We start from the raw sequence: 18,123 nt of genomic DNA on the forward strand, positions 1-18,123 counted from the left end.
TCGGCAACCTCTTGATTCATCACTGTTCGCTTTACAACTTCTTCATTATACTATGCATATTACTTTATTTCAAGTATTTTTTCAAAATTAATATTTACTCATTATAAATTTATTAAACTAATATTTATCATCTTCTACATATTTTTTTATTATACTACTTTTTTTTAAAATTTCAATAAATTTTTTATATAAATAAAAGAAGTAGATAAATTTACCTACTTCTTTTATTTATATAAAAATCAAATTATTCTATTATTTTAGTAACAACACCAGAACCTACAGTTCTTCCACCTTCTCTAATAGCAAATCTTAATCCTTCATCCATTGCTACTTGAGTGATTAACTCAACGTTCATATCTATGTGGTCTCCAGGCATTACCATTTCCATTCCTTCTGGTAATTTAATTGTTCCTGTAACGTCTGTTGTTCTGAAATAGAATTGTGGTCTATATCCATCAAAGAATGGAGTATGTCTTCCACCTTCTTCTTTCTTTAATACGTAAACTTGACCTACAAATTTCTTGTGTGGGTTTACTGATCCAACTTTTGCAAGTACTTGACCTCTTTCGATTTCTGATCTTTGGATACCTCTTAATAATGCTCCAATGTTATCCCCAGCTTGCGCTTCGTCTAATAACTTTCTGAACATTTCTATTCCTGTTACTACTACTTTTCTCTTTTCTTCCATTAATCCTACGATTTCTACTTCGTCTGATACATGAAGAACTCCTCTTTCAACTCTTCCTGTTGCAACTGTTCCTCTACCAGTGATTGTGAATACATCTTCTACTGGCATTAAGAATGGTTTGTCTGTTGCTCTTTCTGGTGTTGGGATGTAGCTATCTACTGCTTCCATTAATTCTAAAATTGGAGCTATTGCAGCTTCATCTGTTGGATTTTCTAATGCTTTTAATGCTGATCCTTTTATTACTGGAATATCATCTCCTGGGAAGTTGTATTCATTTAATAATTCTCTAACTTCCATTTCAACTAATTCTAATAATTCTTCGTCATCTACCATATCTGCTTTATTTAAAAATACTACGATATAGTCAACTCCAACTCTTGATGCTAATAGTATATGTTCTCTTGTTTGTGGCATTGGACCATCTGCTGCTGAACATACTAATATAGCTCCATCCATTTGTGCTGCTCCTGTTATCATGTTCTTAACATAGTCAGCATGTCCTGGACAGTCAACGTGAGCATAGTGTCTATTTTCTGTTTCATACTCAACGTGTGCTGTGTTGATTGTGATTCCTCTTTCTTTTTCTTCTGGTGCTTTATCTATATCAGCATAGTTGAATGCTTCTGCATATCCTCTGTTTGCTAATACTGTTGTTATTGCTGCTGTTAATGTTGTTTTACCGTGGTCTACGTGTCCTATTGTTCCAATGTTTACGTGTGGCTTATTTCTTTCGAATTTTGCTTTTGACATTGTTTTTTTCCTCCTTAAAATAAAAATTTAATTTATATAAAGTAAATATTAAAAATTTATTTACTTCTTTCACCTGCAACTTTTTCTTGAATGCTCTTAGGAACTTCTTCATAATGATCAAATACCATTGAATAATTACCTCTACCTTGAGTTCTTGATCTTAAAGTAGTAGCATATCCAAACATTTCTGACAATGGTACAAAAGCTCTTATAACTTGTGCTCCATTTACAGCTTCCATTCCTTCGATTCTACCTCTTCTTGAATTAATGTCTCCCATTACATCTCCCATATATTCTTCTGGAATTGTAACTTCAACTTTCATCATTGGTTCAAGTAATACTGGTTTTGCTTTTTGCATAGCATTTTTAAATGCCATAGAACCAGCTATTTTAAATGCCATTTCTGATGAGTCAACTTCATGATATGATCCATGAACTAATCTTACTTTGAAGTTTATAACTGGGTATCCAGCTATTATACCATTTTTAGATGCCTCTTGAATTCCATTATCTATTGCAGGAATATATTCTTTTGGAATAGCTCCTCCAACAATTTTATTTTCAAATTCATATTCGCCTTCAGTTGGTTCCATTTCAATAACACAGTGACCGTATTGTCCTTTACCACCTGACTGTTTAGCATATTTAGCCTCAGCTTTAACAGCTTCTTTAATTGTTTCTTTATAAGCAACTTGAGGAGCACCTACATTACATTCAACTTTAAATTCTCTTGTCAATCTATCAACGATGATTTCTAAGTGAAGTTCACCCATACCTGCTATAATTGTTTGACCAGTTTCTTGATCAGTATAAGTCTTAAAAGTTGGATCTTCTTCAGCAAGTTTTGCTAAAGCTAAGCCCATTTTTTCTTGACCAGCTTTTGTTTTTGGTTCTATCGCAACAGATATAACTGGTTCTGGGAATTCCATTGACTCAAGAATTATTGGCTTATCTTCAGAACATAAAGTATCACCAGTAGTAGTATTCTTTAATCCAATTATTGCTCCTAATTCTCCAGCTTCTAATTCTTCAACTTCTTCTCTAGTGTTAGAGTGCATTTTAACTAGTCTACCAATTCTTTCTTTCTTACCTTTTGTTGAATTTAAAACGTATGATCCACTTTTTAGTACACCAGAATAGATTCTTGTAAATGCTAATTTACCAACAAATGGGTCAGTAGCTATTTTAAATGCTAATGCTGACATTGGAGCTTCATCTGAAGCTTCTCTTGAATCTTCATTACCATCTAAATCTGTTCCTTTAACAGCTGGAATATCTAAAGGTGATGGTAAATAAGCAACAACCCCATTTATCATTTCTTGAACACCTTTATTTTTATATGAAGATCCACATATACATGGAACTATTTCATTAGCTATTGTAGCTTTTCTTAAAGCTGCATGTAATTCATCTTCAGTTAATTCTTCACCTTCAAGGTATTTTTCCATTAAAGCTTCATCTGTTTCAGCTATTGATTCTATCATAGCTGCTCTATATTCTTCTGCTTGATCAACTAATTCTGCAGGAATTTCTTCAATTCTTACATCTTTTCCTAAATCATCATAAGTTAAGATAGCCTTATTTGTAATTAAGTCAACCATTCCTCTGAATTGATCTTCTGATCCTATTGGAATTTGTATTGGAACTGCATTAGCTTTTAATCTATCTCTTACAGTTTGTATACATCTGAAGAAATCAGCTCCTGTAGCATCCATCTTATTTACATAGATCATTCTAGGAACTCCATATTTATCTGCCTGTCTCCATACTGTTTCAGTTTGTGGTTCAACTCCACTCTTTGCATCAAGAACTGTTACAGCACCATCTAATACTCTTAATGATCTTTCAACTTCAACTGTGAAATCTACGTGACCTGGAGTATCAATTATATTTAATTCATGTTCTTTCCAAAAACAAGTTGTTGCAGCAGAAGTAATAGTTATACCTCTTTCTTGTTCTTGAACCATCCAGTCCATTTGTGACTCACCTTCATGTGTTTCACCAATTTTGTGAGTTTTTCCTGTGTAGAATAATATACGCTCAGTAGTAGTAGTTTTACCTGCATCTATATGAGCCATTATTCCGAAATTACGAAATTTATCTAACGGATATTTTCTAGCCATCTTGATTTCCCCTTTCAATTTAATCGTTTTTTTAAATTAGACAAAACTGTTTTGGCTTACACCAAAACAGTTTTGTTATTTTATTAATATCTGTAATGAGCAAATGCTTTATTAGCTTCAGCCATTTTATGAGTATCTTCTCTCTTCTTAACTGCCGCTCCAGTATTGTTAGCTGCATCCATTAATTCTCCAGCTACTCTCTCTCTAGCATATTTTTCGCCTCTTTTGTCAGCTGCTGCAAGAATCCATCTTATTCCTAAAGTCTGTCTTCTCTCAGGTCTAACTTCAATAGGTACTTGATAGTTAGCTCCACCTATTCTTCTAGCTTTTACTTCTAATAAAGGCATTACATTATTCATTGCTTCTTCAAAAACTTCAACAGGCTCTTTTCCTGTTTTTTCTTGAATTATTTCAAATGCATCGTAGCATATTTTTTGCGCTACTCCCTTTTTACCATCTTCCATTATATTGTTTATAAATTTAGTAACAACTTTTGAACCATATACTGGATCTGGTAACACATCTCTTTTTGCTATATGTCCTTTTCTTGGCACTTTTCTTCCCTCCTTAACAATTTTAATTTAAGTTCATCGGTACTCGACATAACTTAATATTTGCCGTAAAGTGCATGCTTCATCTATATATAAACTATTAATTAATCTATTTAATAATTGAAGTCAAGCACTTCAACTAAGTTTAAACAACACTATTTTTGTTTTGGTTTCTTAGCACCGTACTTTGATCTTCCTTGCATTCTGTTAGCTACTCCAGCAGAGTCTAAAGCTCCTCTTACTATATGGTATCTAACACCAGGAAGGTCTTTAACTCTTCCACCTCTTATAAGAACAACGCTATGCTCTTGTAAGTTGTGACCAACACCAGGAATATAAGCTGTAACTTCGTATCCATTTGTTAATCTTACTCTGGCAATCTTTCTTAACGCTGAGTTAGGTTTCTTTGGAGTTGTTGTTTTAACAACTGTACAAACTCCTCTTTTTTGTGGACACTCTTTAAGTGCTGGTGCAGTTGATTTTGATGCTACTGTCTTTCTGCCTTTTCTTACTAATTGGCTTATAGTTGGCATACTTTCACCTCCTGATTAAATTTTTTTTAACTATCTATAATTAATTGTTAGATGTTAACTAATGTTCCCAGAATAATGTTGTAAATAGATAAATATCTTCTTACACATTCTTCTAGCCCTAACTATAATGTAGGCTATTTTTTAATAGTATTTCAATTTAAAAACACTTATTACTAAGTATTTTTACAAATCACACAAACTGTATTTTATCATTTAAGCATAATGCTGTCAACATAATTAATTTGATTCTTCTAAATCCATAGCTGTTTCTTTTTCACAAACATTATTTTCAGTATTAAGCTTAACATTTCTATATCTTATCATTCCAGTTCCTGCTGGTATTAATTTACCTATTAACACATTTTCTTTCAACCCAACAAGTGGATCTATTTTACCTTTTATAGCTGCATCTGTTAATACTCTTGTTGTTTCTTGGAATGATGCTGCTGATAAGAAACTTTCTGTTGCTAAAGCGGCTTTAGTTATACCAAGTAAAACTTCTTCTCCAGTAGCTTTTTCACCACCTAAAGCTTCTATTCTAGCATTTTCTTCTCTAAAGTTAAACATATCTATCATCACACCTGGTAAAAGATCAGTATCACCTGATTCTAAAACCTTAATTTTTCTAGTCATTTGTCTTACAACAACTTCTAAATGTTTATCATTTATATCAACACCTTGAAGTCTGTAAACTTTTTGAACTTCTGAAAGAAGATATTCTCTAGCCCCATGAACGCCTTTGATATTCATTATATCATGAGGATTTACAGAACCTTCTGTTATCTCATCCCCTGCTTCTATAATATCACCATCATGTACCTTAAGTCTTGAACCAAATGGTATATCATAAGTGTGCTCTTCTCCTGAATCTGTAAGCACAAATACGGTTCTCTTCTTTTTAGTTTCCTCTATTCTAACAGAACCTGCTACCTCACTTACTATAGCTAACCCTTTTGGTTTTCTAGCTTCAAAAAGCTCTTCAACTCTTGGAAGACCTTGAGTTATATCGGCTCCAGCAACTCCACCAGTATGGAATGTTCTCATTGTAAGCTGAGTTCCTGGTTCTCCTATTGATTGTGCTGCAACTATTCCTACTGCTTCTCCAATGTTTATTTTTTGAGCTGTAGCCATATTCATTCCGTAGCATTTAGCACATACACCTATCTTTGAATTACATGTAAATACTGATCTAATTTTAACTTTCTTTATACCAGTACTAGCTATCTTTTCAGCTAAATTAGCATCCATATATCCATTTTTAGCGACTAAAAGTTCTTTACCTTCTGAATCATATATATCCTCTGCAGCATATCTACCTGTTAGCCTTTCAGCTAAACTTTCTATAACTTCTAATCCTTCTCTGATTTCTTCTACATATAATCCTTCATCTGTACCACAATCTTCTTCCCTAACTATAACATCTTGACTTACATCTACTAATCTTCTAGTTAAGTAACCTGAATCCGCAGTTTTTAAAGCTGTATCGGCATTTCCTTTTCTAGCACCATGTGTAGAAATAAAGTATTCTAATACATCAAGACCTTCTCTAAATGAAGCTCTGATTGGAAGTTCGATAATTTTACCTGATGGACTTGCCATAAGTCCTCTCATACCTGCTAACTGTTTAATCTGAGATTTAGAACCTCTGGCTCCTGAATCTGCCATCATAAATATTGGATTAAATTTATCCAAACTATTCATAAGAGTATTAGCAACCTCTTCTGTTGTATCAGTCCATTTTTCAATTACTCTTTCATATCTCTCATCTTCAGATATAAGACCTCTTCTATACATCTTTTCAATTTTATCAACAGTTGCATCTGCTTCTGCTAATAATTCATATTTTTTCTTAGGAACTATCATATCTGATGCTGCAACTGTTACTGCACCAATTGATGAATAATGATATCCTGTAGCTTTTATATTATCTAGCATAATTGATGTTTTAGTTGGTCCGTGTTTTAAATAACATTTATCTATAATTTTACCTAAAGATTTTTTAGTTATTAAAAAGTTAATTTCTAAGTCAAACATTTCTGATTTATTTTCTCTATTAACAAAACCTAAATCTTGAGGAATTGATTCATTGAAAATAATAAATCCAGGAGTTGTCTTTATTATTCCTGATTTTATTTCTCCATTAATTTCCTTAAACACTTTGACATTTATTTTAGCATGTATATCTATGTCTTTTACTTGGTAAGCCATTATGGCTTCCTCTACTGATGAAAAATATCTTCCTTCACCTTTTGCACCATCTTTATCCATTGTTAAATAATAAGATCCAAGTACCATATCTTGTGTAGGTACACAAACTGGTTTTCCATCAGATGGTTTCATTATATTTCCTGCAGCAAGCATTAAAAATCTAGCTTCAGCTTGAGCTTCAACTGATAACGGAACGTGAACAGCCATTTGGTCTCCATCAAAGTCAGCATTGTAAGCAGTACAAACAAGCGGATGAAGTTTGATAGCTCTACCTTCAACTAAAACAGGTTGGAATGCTTGAATTCCTAATCTGTGTAAAGTAGGTGCTCTATTTAATAATACTGGATGATCTGCAATAACTTCTTCTAAAACATCCCAAACCTGTGGCATTACTCTTTCTACCATTCTTTTTGCACTTTTTATGTTATGAGCTATTCCGCCTTCAACTAACTTCTTCATTACAAATGGTTTAAATAACTCTAATGCCATTTCCTTTGGAAGACCACATTGATACATTTTTAATTCTGGACCAACAACTATAACAGATCTACCAGAATAATCAACTCTTTTTCCTAAAAGATTTTGTCTAAATCTTCCTTGTTTTCCTTTTAACATATCAGATAAAGATTTAAGAGGTCTATTTCCTGGACCAGTTACCGGTCTTCCTCTTCTACCATTATCAATTAAAGCATCCACTGCTTCTTGAAGCATTCTTTTTTCATTTCTTACTATTATATCAGGAGCTCCTAAATCTAATAACTTTTTAAGTCTATTATTTCTATTTATAACTCTTCTATATAAATCATTTAAGTCAGATGTTGCAAATCTTCCTCCATCTAACTGAACCATCGGTCTTAAATCTGGTGGTATAACTGGTATAACATCAACAATCATCCACTCTGGTTTATTTCCTGATTTTCTAAATGACTCTATAACTTCAAGTCTTCTTATTATTCTAACTCTTTTTTGTCCTGAACTTTGTTTAAGTTCTTCTTTTAATTCAACTGATGATCTTTCTAAATCTATTTCAGATAATAAACATTTTATAGCTTCTGCTCCCATTCCTGCAACGAAACTATCATCACCATATTTATCACATGCTTCTCTATATTCTTTTTCATTTAAAAGTTGCTTTTTTAATAGCGAAGTTTCTTTTGGATCTATCACTATATATGAAGCGAAATATAAAACTTTTTCTAGTGCTCTTGGAGACATATCTAGAATTAATCCCATTCTTGATGGTATTCCTTTAAAATACCAAATATGTGATACTGGTGCAGCTAATTCTATATGAGCCATTCTTTCTCTTCTTACTTTAGATTTTGTTACTTCAACACCACATCTATCACAAACTACGCCTTTATATCTTACTCTCTTATATTTTCCACAATGACATTCCCAGTCCTTCATAGGTCCAAATATTCTCTCACAAAACAGACCATCTCTCTCTGGTTTTAAAGTTCTATAATTTATTGTTTCAGGCTTTTTTACTTCTCCTCTTGACCACTCTCTAATTTGAGCTGGAGATGCTAGACCTATTTGTAATGCATCAAAATTGTTTAACTCGAACAAGGGTGTGTCCTCCCTTCATAAATTTAAGTTTATTATTATAAATATTCCCCCACTATTAAAAGTGAGGGATTATTCTATTGTTAATTAAAATCATCTAACTCTAAATCACCAGTAATATCTTCTATATTAATGTTGTCGTAATCTACCACTTCTTCTAACTCATCATTACTTTCTTCAACAGTAGTTAATGATGGTTCATTTACTGGTGTTGAAACTATTCTTTCTTCAGTTCCTTCTATATTAACTTCTAATTCTTCAACATCATCTTCTACAAATTCTTTTAATTTAACTTCTTCATTATCATCATTTAGTACTTTAACATCTAAACATAATGCTTGAAGTTCTTTTATAAGAACTTTAAATGATTCTGGAATTCCTGGTTCAGGTATATTTTCACCTTTAACTATTGATTCATAAGTTTTAACTCTACCAACAACATCATCTGATTTGACAGTAAGTATTTCTTGAAGAGTATGAGCAGCACCATATGCCTCTAATGCCCAAACCTCCATTTCTCCAAATCTTTGACCACCAAACTGTGCTTTACCTCCTAATGGTTGTTGAGTTACTAGTGAATATGGTCCTGTTGATCTTGCATGTATTTTATCGTCAACTAAATGAGCCAACTTTAAAATGTACATTATTCCAACAGTTACATCATTATCAAACTCTTCTCCAGTTCTACCATCTCTTAACGCTGTTTTTCCATTAGCGTTATATCCTGCATCTTCTAGACATTTTTCTATATCACTTTCTGTTGCTCCATCAAAAACTGGAGTAGCAATATGCCACCCTAACGCACTAGCTGCCCATCCTAAATGAACCTCTAATACCTGACCGATATTCATACGTGATGGAACACCTAGAGGATTCAAGCATATTTGAAGCGGTCTTCCATCTGGTAAAAATGGCATATCTTCTTCTGGCAACACTCTAGAGATAACCCCCTTGTTACCATGACGACCAGCCATCTTATCTCCAACAGATATTTTTCTTTTTTGAGCTATATAACATCTTACAAGTTCATTAACTCCAGGTGATAAATCATCTCCGTTTTCTCTTGTAAATACTTTCACATCTACAATTATACCTGCTTCTCCATGTGGAACTCTAAGTGAAGTATCTCTAACTTCTCTAGCTTTTTCCCCAAAAATAGCTCTTAAAAGTCTTTCCTCTGCAGTAAGTTCAGTTTCTCCTTTAGGAGTAACCTTTCCAACTAGAATATCTCCTGATCTTACCTCAGCACCTATTCTAATTATTCCTCTTTCATCTATATCCTTAAGAGTATCTTCACTAACATTTGGAATATCTCTTGTTATTTCTTCTGGTCCTAATTTAGTATCCCTAGCTTCACATTCATATTCTTCTATATGGATAGATGTAAATACGTCTTCTCTTACTAATTCTTCTGAAATTAGCATAGCATCCTCGTAATTATATCCTTCCCATGTTATGAATCCCATTCTGATATTTTTACCTAATGCTATTTCACCTAAATCAGTTGATGGTCCATCTGATAAAACCTGACCTTTTTCTACATGTTCACCTTTAGAAACTATTGGTCTTTGATTTATACATGTACCTTGGTTACTCCTTTTAAATTTAAGAAGTCTATAAGTCTGAGTTGAACCATCTACATCATTTTTAACTCTTACTTCATTAGCACTTACATAAGTTACAGTTCCAGCTTCTCTAGCCTTAGGTAGAACTCCAGAATCTACAGCAGCTCTATATTCTATACCTGTTCCAACAACCGGAGCTTGTGGTTTTAATAAAGGAACCGCTTGACGTTGCATGTTAGATCCCATAAGTGCTCTAGAAGCATCATCATTTTCTAAGAAAGGAATCATTGCTGTTGCTACTGATACTAACTGTCTTGGAGATACATCTATTAAATCAACGTCTTCTCTTGGAACAACTATTGTATCACCTTTAGCTCTAACAGTTACCTTTTTATCTATAAAATGACCTTCCTCATCTAAAGGTTCTTTTGCTTGTGCTACTAAATATTGATCTTCTTCATCAGCTGTAAAATATCGTATTTCACCAGTAGCAACTCCAGCTTTTTTATCAACTATTCTATAAGGAGTTTCTATAAATCCATATTCATTAACCCTAGCATAAGTTGCTAATGAATTTATAAGTCCTATATTAGGTCCTTCTGGTGTTTCTATAGGACACATTCTACCATAATGAGAATGATGTACGTCTCTAACCTCAAACCCAGCTCTTTCTCTTGAAAGTCCTCCAGGTCCTAATGCTGATAATCTCCTTTTATGAGTTAATTCTGATAAAGGATTTGTTTGATCCATGAATTGTGATAATTGTGAGCTTCCAAAGAATTCCTTGATAGAAGCTGCAACAGGTCTTATATTGATTAATTGTTGAGGTGTAATAGTTTCTTGGTCTTGAATAGTCATTCTTTCCTTAACTACTCTTTCCATTCTTGACAAACCAATTCTAAATTGATTTTGTAAAAGTTCACCAACACTTCTTAATCTTCTATTACCCAAATGATCTATGTCATCTACATATCCAATTCCATAAACTAATCCTATTTGATAACTTATAGTTGCAAAAATATCATCTTTAATTATATGTTTTGGTATAAGTTTAGTTATGTTCTTCTTAATTTCTTGTTTTATTGAATCATCATCACTACAACCATCTAATATTTCCATCAATGTAGGATAATGAACTAGCTCTTTTATATTTAAGTCAGATATATCAAAATTAACATATCTATTAATATCTACAAAATGATTTCCAATAACCTTTATTATTCTGTCTTCTACAATAACATCAACAGAATTAATACCTCTATTTTGAATCTCTTCAGCATCAGTTCTAGAAATTTTTTCACCTTTACTAACTAAAACCTCACCTGTTAATCTATCTATTATGTCTTCAGCCGCAATTTGATTTGCTATTCTTAAGTTTAAAGCAAGTTTCTTATTAAACTTATATCTTCCAACTCTTGATAAATCATACCTTTTAGCATCAAAGAATAAGGTATCTATTAAAGATATAGCACTATCTACAGTAGGTGGTTCACCAGGTCTTAATCTTTTATAGATTTCTAATAAAGCATCTTCTGTTGTTTTAGTATTATCTTTTTCTATAGTAGCTTTAAATCTTTCTTCTTCACCAAAGTACTCTAAAAGTTCTTGGTCACTTCCAAAACCTAAAGCTCTACCTAATATACTTATAGGTAATTTTCTTGTTTTATCTATTCTAACATAAATTACATCATTAGAATCAGTTTCGTACTCTAACCATGCACCTCTGTTAGGGATTACAGTTGCTGAATATAATTTTTTACCTGTTTTATCAACACTGTAATTATAATAGACACCTGGTGATCTGACTAATTGTGAAACAATAACTCTTTCAGCACCATTTATAATAAATGTACCTTGTTCTGTCATTAATGGGAAATCCCCCATAAAAACTTCTTGTTCCTTTATTTCACCAGTTTCTTTGTTTTGAAGTCGTACAGCAACCTTTAATGGTGCTGCATAAGTAGTATCTCTTTCTTTGCATTCCTCTACTGAATACTTTGTATTTCCTTTGTCTAGCTTAAATCCAATAAATTCAAGGACAAGATTCCCTGTAAAATTTGTTATAGGATTTATATCTGCAAATACTTCATCAAGACCTTCTTTTAAGAACCAATTATAAGAATCTAATTGTACCTCAATTAGATTTGGCATTTCTGCCACTTCTTTAATTTTACCAAAGCTCATTCTTGTTCTTTTTCCAACTTGGACAGGATGTACCATCAACTTTCACCCCTTGTATAAACTAAAATAACCAAAAGCATACTTTCCCTAAGGACTTATGCTTTCGGATCGCACACACATTATTTCTAATTATAACCAAAATTTATCTAGTTATACTTTTAAATTTATGATAAAAAAAGTACTATCAAAGCGTAGTACATTTAGTTATGGTATCATAGAGTTTGAATATTGTCAATATATCTGTAAATATTTTAACAAAAATATTTCAAAGTTGCAAAACTCCAATAATTTCATAAAAAAGAGATACTCAAAAAGTATCTCTTTTATTTTTAAAAACTTAAATTACTTAAGTTCTACTTCAGCTCCAACTTCAGCTAATTTAGCTTTCATTTCTTCAGCAGCATCTTTAGCAACGCCTTCTTTTAATGTTTTAGGAGCTCCATCAACTATTTCTTTAGCTTCTTTTAATCCTAAACCAGTTAATTCTCTAACTACTTTAATAACTTTTATTTTGCTTGATCCTGCATTAGTTAATACAACATCGAAATCAGTTTTTTCTTCTGCAGCACCAGCACCAGCAACTCCACCAGCTACAGCTACAGGAGCAGCAGCGCTAACTCCAAATTCTTCTTCACAAGCTGTTACTAATTCATTTAATTCTAAAACAGTCATACCTTTTATAGCTTCTATAATTTGTTCTTTATTCATAATAATTTACACCTCCGAATTTTTTCCAAAACTTTTTTCATTTATTTGATTATTCAGCAGATTCTGCTTCTTTTTTATCTGATATAGCTTTAATTAAATAAGCAAAATTTGATATTGGAGCATTGAAGCTTCCTAGAAGTTTTGCAAGTAAAACTTCCTTTGATGGTATTGATGCAAGTTGTTTAACCTTATCTGAATCATAAACTTCTCCATCAACTATACCAGCTTTTAATTCTAATTTTTTGTTTTCTTTAGCAAAATCATTAAGTATTCTAGCTGGTGCAGTAGCATCTTCATAACCAAATGCTATTGAAACTGGTCCTTCTAAAAAAGGAACAACACCTTCATATCCTAATTCTTTAACTGCTAATGTAACTAAAGTATTTTTATACACTTTATATTCTACACCAGCTTCTCTTAAAGATTTTCTTAATTTAGTATCTTGTTCAACTGTTAAACCTTGATACTTAGCAAGAACAATCCCTTGAGCTTTTTCTAGTTTTTCTTTAATTTCTGCAACTTTAGCTTCTTTTAATTGTCTATTTTTGTTCACCGTGTCCACCTCCTCACAGTTTGAAACTGCTTTATATATTAAGAAAGCCTTCCCGTAGACATAGGAAGACTCATTATCTAAACTAATGATCCTCGGTAGGCTATTTTTATTTAACCCTAAGGTACCTACTGTCTACGGAAGCCTTATTTACTTTTTCCAACAGCATTCATTTTATCATTCTATTATAGTTATGTCAACCAAATTAAATAAAATTAGTCTAAAACTTTTGTTGGATTAATCTTAGCACCAGGTCCCATAGTTGAAGAAACTGATACAGATTTTATATATTGTCCTTTAGCAGCAGCTGGTTTAGCCTTAACTATTGCATCCATTAGTGTATGGAAATTTTCTATTAATTTTTCTGAACCGAAAGATGCTTTTCCTATTGGGCAATGAATTATAGCAGTTTTATCTACTCTATATTCAACTTTACCAGCTTTGATATCAGCTATAGCTTTAGCAACATCAAATGTAACTGTTCCTGACTTTGGATTTGGCATTAATCCTTTAGGTCCTAAAACTCTACCTAATCTACCAACAACACCCATCATATCTGGAGTAGCTACTACAACATCGTAATCAAACCAGTTTTCTCCTTGAATTTTTTGAACTAATTCATCAGCTCCAACAAAATCAGCTCCAGCTGCTTCTGCTTCTTTAGCTTTCTCCCCTTTTGCAAATACTAAAACTCTAACAGTTTTACCAGTACCGTGTGGTAATACAACTGCTCCTCTAACTTGTTGATCTGCGTGTCTTGGATCTACACCAAGTCTTACATGCAATTCTACAGTTTCATCAAATTTAGCTTTTGCTGTTTTAACAGAAAGCTCTAATGCTTCTGATGGAGTATATAATGCGCTTCTATCTATTAATTTTACACTTTCAATATATTTTTTTCCCATTAATGTAATCCTCCTCCGTGGTCTTAACGGTTAATACCTCCCACCTATTTGTGAATAAATTATTCTACTACTACTACACCCATACTTCTTGCAGTACCTTCTATCATACTCATTGCAGATTCTATTGTAGCTGCATTTAAGTCAGGCATTTTTAATTCAGCAATTTTTCTAACTTGTTCTTTAGTTATATTTCCAACTTTAGTTCTATTTGGAACCCCAGATCCACTTTGTAATCCTAATTCCTTTTTAATTAAAACTGCAGCTGGTGGAGTTTTTAGTATAAAACTAAATGATCTATCTTGATATACAGTTATTACAACTGGTATAATTAATCCCGCTTTATCAGCAGTCTTTGCATTAAACTCCTTACAAAATCCCATTATATTTACACCGTGTTGACCTAAAGCTGGTCCTACTGGTGGTGCTGGTGTTGCTTTTCCTGCAGCAAGTTGAAGCTTTATCATTCCTGTTACTTTCTTAGCCATGAGTTATTCCTCCTATACTGTGGTAATTTCGGGCTTTACCCTCCCACTTTATTAAGACTTTCGTCTAATAATTTTCTTATTTAAATTTTTTGTATTTGATTTAATTCTAATTCGGCGATTGTTTCTCTTCCGAACATATCAACCAATGCTTTTATTTTTCTTTGCTCTACATTAATTTCTTGTACTGAAGCAGAAAATCCGCTTAATGCACCAGAAATAATATTTATAGTTTCGCCTACTTCTAAGTCGATATCAGGTGCTGTTTCACATACACCCATTGATTCAATCTCCTCATCAGTAAGTGGTACAGGTTTTGATCCTGGACCCACAAAGCCAGTAACTCCTCTAGTATTTCTTACAACATACCAAGAGTCATCTGTCATTAACATTTTTACCAAAACATATCCAGGGAATTTCTTCTTTAAAGTTATTTTAACTTTTCCATCTTTTTCTTCACTACATTCTTCCATAGGTACTTGTATATCTTGAAATAATGCTTGTAAATTTCTGTTTTCGATAGTTTTTTCTATGTTGGCTTTAACTTTATTTTCATAACCTGAATATGTGTGTATTACATACCATCTAGCTACTTCATTTTCACTCATATTTTTTACTTAACGATTAAAAAACCGTCAAACCTCCATTATATTATTTAAGTCCAAACACTAACTCAAAGAGGTTTTTAAAAATTAAGTCCATGCCACCTATAACTAATATAAAAATCACAGTAAAAACTATAACTGCAATTAAATTTTTCTTAGTTTCTTGTTTAGAAGGCCAAGTTATTTGTTTAAACTCTGCCTTAACCTCTCTAAAAAAATTTATTAAGCTAAACTTTTTTTCTGAATGTTGTACGTTCTGCTTTTCAGGCATAAATTCACATCCTTATATACCTATACCATTAACTAAATAAAACTATTTAGTTTCTCTGTGAAGAGTATGACTCTTACAGAATTTACAGTATTTTTTCATTTCTATTCTATTAGGATCATTTTTTTTATTTTTCATTGTGTTGTAATTTCTTTGTTTGCACTCTGTGCATGCTAAAGTAACCTTAACTCTCACCGTAAGCACCTCCAGTTTTTCTTATATATAAAGTAAATATTACTTACTTCCAGTATTACTAAATTACATTATCATAAATCCATAACACTGTCAACATAACCGTTCACTATGTAAAGGACTAGGTCATATAACCCAGTCCCCTCAAGTATGATAATATAAAAATCAAATTATTCTATTATTTTAGTAACAACACCAGAACCTACAGTTCTTCCACCTTCTCTAATAGCAAATCTTAATCCTTCATCCATTGCTACTTGAGTGATTAACTCAACGTTCATATCTATGTGGTCTCCAGGCATTACCATTTCCATTCCTTCTGGTAATTTAATTGTTCCTGTAACGTCTGTTGTTCTGAAATAGAATTGTGGTCTATATCCATCAAAGAATGGAGTATGTCTTCCACCTTCTTCTTTCTTTAATACGTAAACTTGACCTACAAATTTCTTGTGTGGGTTTACTGATCCAACTTTTGCAAGTACTTGACCTCTTTCGATTTCTGATCTTTGGATACCTCTTAATAATGCTCCAATGTTATCCCCAGCTTGCGCTTCGTCTAATAACTTTCTGAACATTTCTATTCCTGTTACTACTACTTTTCTCTTTTCTTCCATTAATCCTACGATTTCTACTTCGTCTGATACATGAAGAACTCCTCTTTCAACTCTTCCTGTTGCAACTGTTCCTCTACCAGTGATTGTGAATACATCTTCTACTGGCATTAAGAATGGTTTGTCTGTTGCTCTTTCTGGTGTTGGGATGTAGCTATCTACTGCTTCCATTAATTCTAAAATTGGAGCTATTGCAGCTTCATCTGTTGGATTTTCTAATGCTTTTAATGCTGATCCTTTTATTACTGGAATATCATCTCCTGGGAAGTTGTATTCATTTAATAATTCTCTAACTTCCATTTCAACTAATTCTAATAATTCTTCGTCATCTACCATATCTGCTTTATTTAAAAATACTACGATATAGTCAACTCCAACTCTTGATGCTAATAGTATATGTTCTCTTGTTTGTGGCATTGGACCATCTGCTGCTGAACATACTAATATAGCTCCATCCATTTGTGCTGCTCCTGTTATCATGTTCTTAACATAGTCAGCATGTCCTGGACAGTCAACGTGAGCATAGTGTCTATTTTCTGTTTCATACTCAACGTGTGCTGTGTTGATTGTGATTCCTCTTTCTTTTTCTTCTGGTGCTTTATCTATATCAGCATAGTTGAATGCTTCTGCATATCCTCTGTTTGCTAATACTGTTGTTATTGCTGCTGTTAATGTTGTTTTACCGTGGTCTACGTGTCCTATTGTTCCAATGTTTACGTGTGGCTTATTTCTTTCGAATTTTGCTTTTGACATTGTTTTTTCCTCCTTATATTAAATAAACTCTACCTAGCGTTTTCTACTTTCCATTTCATGGAGCTCACAATCGGGATTGAACCGACGACCTCCGCCTTACCAAGGCGACGCTCTACCGACTGAGCTATGTGAGCAGTTAAATACGTAAAGTATTCTTTATACCATAGAAATTTTACTACTATTAAAATTCTTTGTCAATATATTTTATATAATTGATTATCTAATATTTAAACATTTTTCTAATTTCTTTTTAACTCTTTGAAGTGCATTATCTATTGACTTTGCCTGTCTATCCAAATCACAGGCAATTTCTTGATATGTTTTTCCATCAAGATATGACATTAACACTTCTAATTCAAGTTCTGAAAGCACTTTGCTTATCTCTTTTTCTATATGATTTACTTCTTCTCTACCTATAATAAGTTCCTCAGGATCACTTACCGTCAACCCCTCAATAACATCTAACAATGTTCTATCAGATTCTTCTTCATACATAGGTTTATTCAAAGATACATAGGTATTTAATGGAATATGTTTTTGCCTAGTAGCAGTTTTTATAGCTGTAATTATCTGTCTAGTTATGCATAATTCTGCAAATCCTTTGAAAGATGTTAATTTTTCCGGATTAAAATCTCTAATTGCTTTATATAAGCCAATCATTCCTTCTTGATATATATCTTCTTTATCTGCTCCAATTAAAAAATAAGATTTTGCTTTATTTCTTACAAATTGCTCATATTTATTTATTATTTTTTCTTGTGCTAATTTATTTCCACCTTTAGCTTTTAAAACTATTTCTTCATCCGATATTTCATTTATATAGCCAATTTCTCTACTTATTTCTACCCTTTTCAAACATATTCCCCTCCATTTTTACCCAT

At 32.5% G+C, this 18,123-nt stretch carries 15 protein-coding genes, 1 tRNA gene and 1 other annotated feature; all 16 genes read right to left on the reverse strand.

The window, feature by feature from the left end; translation table 11 throughout:
* Positions 1–244: 244 nt before the first annotated feature.
* Positions 245–1,438 (reverse strand): elongation factor Tu, encoded by a 1,194-nt coding sequence (tuf, locus tag DR020_RS04900; protein WP_058991536.1) that lies wholly within the window; start codon positions 1,436–1,438, stop codon positions 245–247.
* A gap of 56 nt (positions 1,439–1,494) precedes the next feature.
* A complete protein-coding gene (gene fusA / locus DR020_RS04905; protein WP_055260260.1) occupies positions 1,495–3,561 on the reverse strand; it encodes an elongation factor G in 2,067 nt (688 codons plus the stop codon).
* Between the two features lie 83 nt (positions 3,562–3,644).
* Positions 3,645–4,115, reverse strand: coding sequence for a 30S ribosomal protein S7 (gene rpsG / locus DR020_RS04910; RefSeq protein WP_055260259.1), 471 nt, complete (start codon positions 4,113–4,115; stop codon positions 3,645–3,647).
* Positions 4,116–4,267: 152 nt separating this feature from the next.
* Positions 4,268–4,645 (reverse strand): 30S ribosomal protein S12, encoded by a 378-nt coding sequence (gene rpsL, locus DR020_RS04915; RefSeq protein ID WP_055260258.1) that lies wholly within the window; start codon positions 4,643–4,645, stop codon positions 4,268–4,270.
* Between the two features lie 237 nt (positions 4,646–4,882).
* A complete protein-coding gene (gene rpoC, locus DR020_RS04920) occupies positions 4,883–8,425 on the reverse strand; it encodes a DNA-directed RNA polymerase subunit beta' (protein ID WP_055260257.1) in 3,543 nt (1,180 codons plus the stop codon).
* A gap of 80 nt (positions 8,426–8,505) precedes the next feature.
* Positions 8,506–12,207, reverse strand: a complete 3,702-nt coding sequence (rpoB, locus tag DR020_RS04925) for a DNA-directed RNA polymerase subunit beta (RefSeq protein ID WP_055260256.1) — start codon at positions 12,205–12,207, stop codon at positions 8,506–8,508.
* A gap of 303 nt (positions 12,208–12,510) precedes the next feature.
* Entirely contained in the window at positions 12,511–12,876 is a 366-nt protein-coding gene (gene rplL / locus DR020_RS04930; RefSeq protein ID WP_055260255.1) for a 50S ribosomal protein L7/L12, read from the reverse strand.
* 49 nt (positions 12,877–12,925) lie between these two features.
* The gene (gene rplJ, locus DR020_RS04935; RefSeq protein ID WP_055260254.1) at positions 12,926–13,429 is read right to left on the reverse strand and encodes a 50S ribosomal protein L10; all 504 of its coding nucleotides are present in this window, start codon (positions 13,427–13,429) and stop codon (positions 12,926–12,928) included.
* A gap of 31 nt (positions 13,430–13,460) precedes the next feature.
* Positions 13,461–13,585, reverse strand: a sequence feature (ribosomal protein L10 leader region).
* A 56-nt stretch (positions 13,586–13,641) separates the two neighbouring features.
* Entirely contained in the window at positions 13,642–14,331 is a 690-nt protein-coding gene (rplA, locus tag DR020_RS04940; protein ID WP_112365403.1) for a 50S ribosomal protein L1, read from the reverse strand.
* A gap of 59 nt (positions 14,332–14,390) precedes the next feature.
* Complete coding sequence (rplK, locus tag DR020_RS04945; protein WP_055260252.1) at positions 14,391–14,816, reverse strand: 50S ribosomal protein L11; 426 nt, start codon at positions 14,814–14,816, stop codon at positions 14,391–14,393.
* Between the two features lie 80 nt (positions 14,817–14,896).
* Positions 14,897–15,421, reverse strand: a complete 525-nt coding sequence (nusG, locus tag DR020_RS04950; protein ID WP_055260251.1) for a transcription termination/antitermination protein NusG — start codon at positions 15,419–15,421, stop codon at positions 14,897–14,899.
* 43 nt (positions 15,422–15,464) lie between these two features.
* Positions 15,465–15,689, reverse strand: coding sequence for a preprotein translocase subunit SecE (gene secE, locus DR020_RS04955; protein WP_055260250.1), 225 nt, complete (start codon positions 15,687–15,689; stop codon positions 15,465–15,467).
* A gap of 42 nt (positions 15,690–15,731) precedes the next feature.
* Positions 15,732–15,881 carry a 50S ribosomal protein L33 gene (gene rpmG, locus DR020_RS04960; RefSeq protein WP_055260249.1) on the reverse strand — a complete coding sequence of 50 codons (150 nt, stop codon included), beginning with the start codon at positions 15,879–15,881 and terminating at the stop codon, positions 15,732–15,734.
* Between the two features lie 167 nt (positions 15,882–16,048).
* Positions 16,049–17,242: an elongation factor Tu gene (gene tuf, locus DR020_RS04965; protein ID WP_058991536.1), complete on the reverse strand. Its 1,194-nt coding sequence runs from the start codon at positions 17,240–17,242 to the stop codon at positions 16,049–16,051.
* 58 nt (positions 17,243–17,300) lie between these two features.
* A tRNA-Thr gene (locus tag DR020_RS04970) sits at positions 17,301–17,376 on the reverse strand.
* Between the two features lie 82 nt (positions 17,377–17,458).
* Entirely contained in the window at positions 17,459–18,097 is a 639-nt protein-coding gene (gene sigH / locus DR020_RS04975) for an RNA polymerase sporulation sigma factor SigH (RefSeq protein WP_055260206.1), read from the reverse strand.
* Positions 18,098–18,123 lie beyond the last annotated feature (26 nt).

Source organism: Sarcina ventriculi, assembly GCF_900456775.1.
Classification (GTDB): Bacteria; Bacillota; Clostridia; order Clostridiales; family Clostridiaceae; genus Sarcina; species Sarcina ventriculi.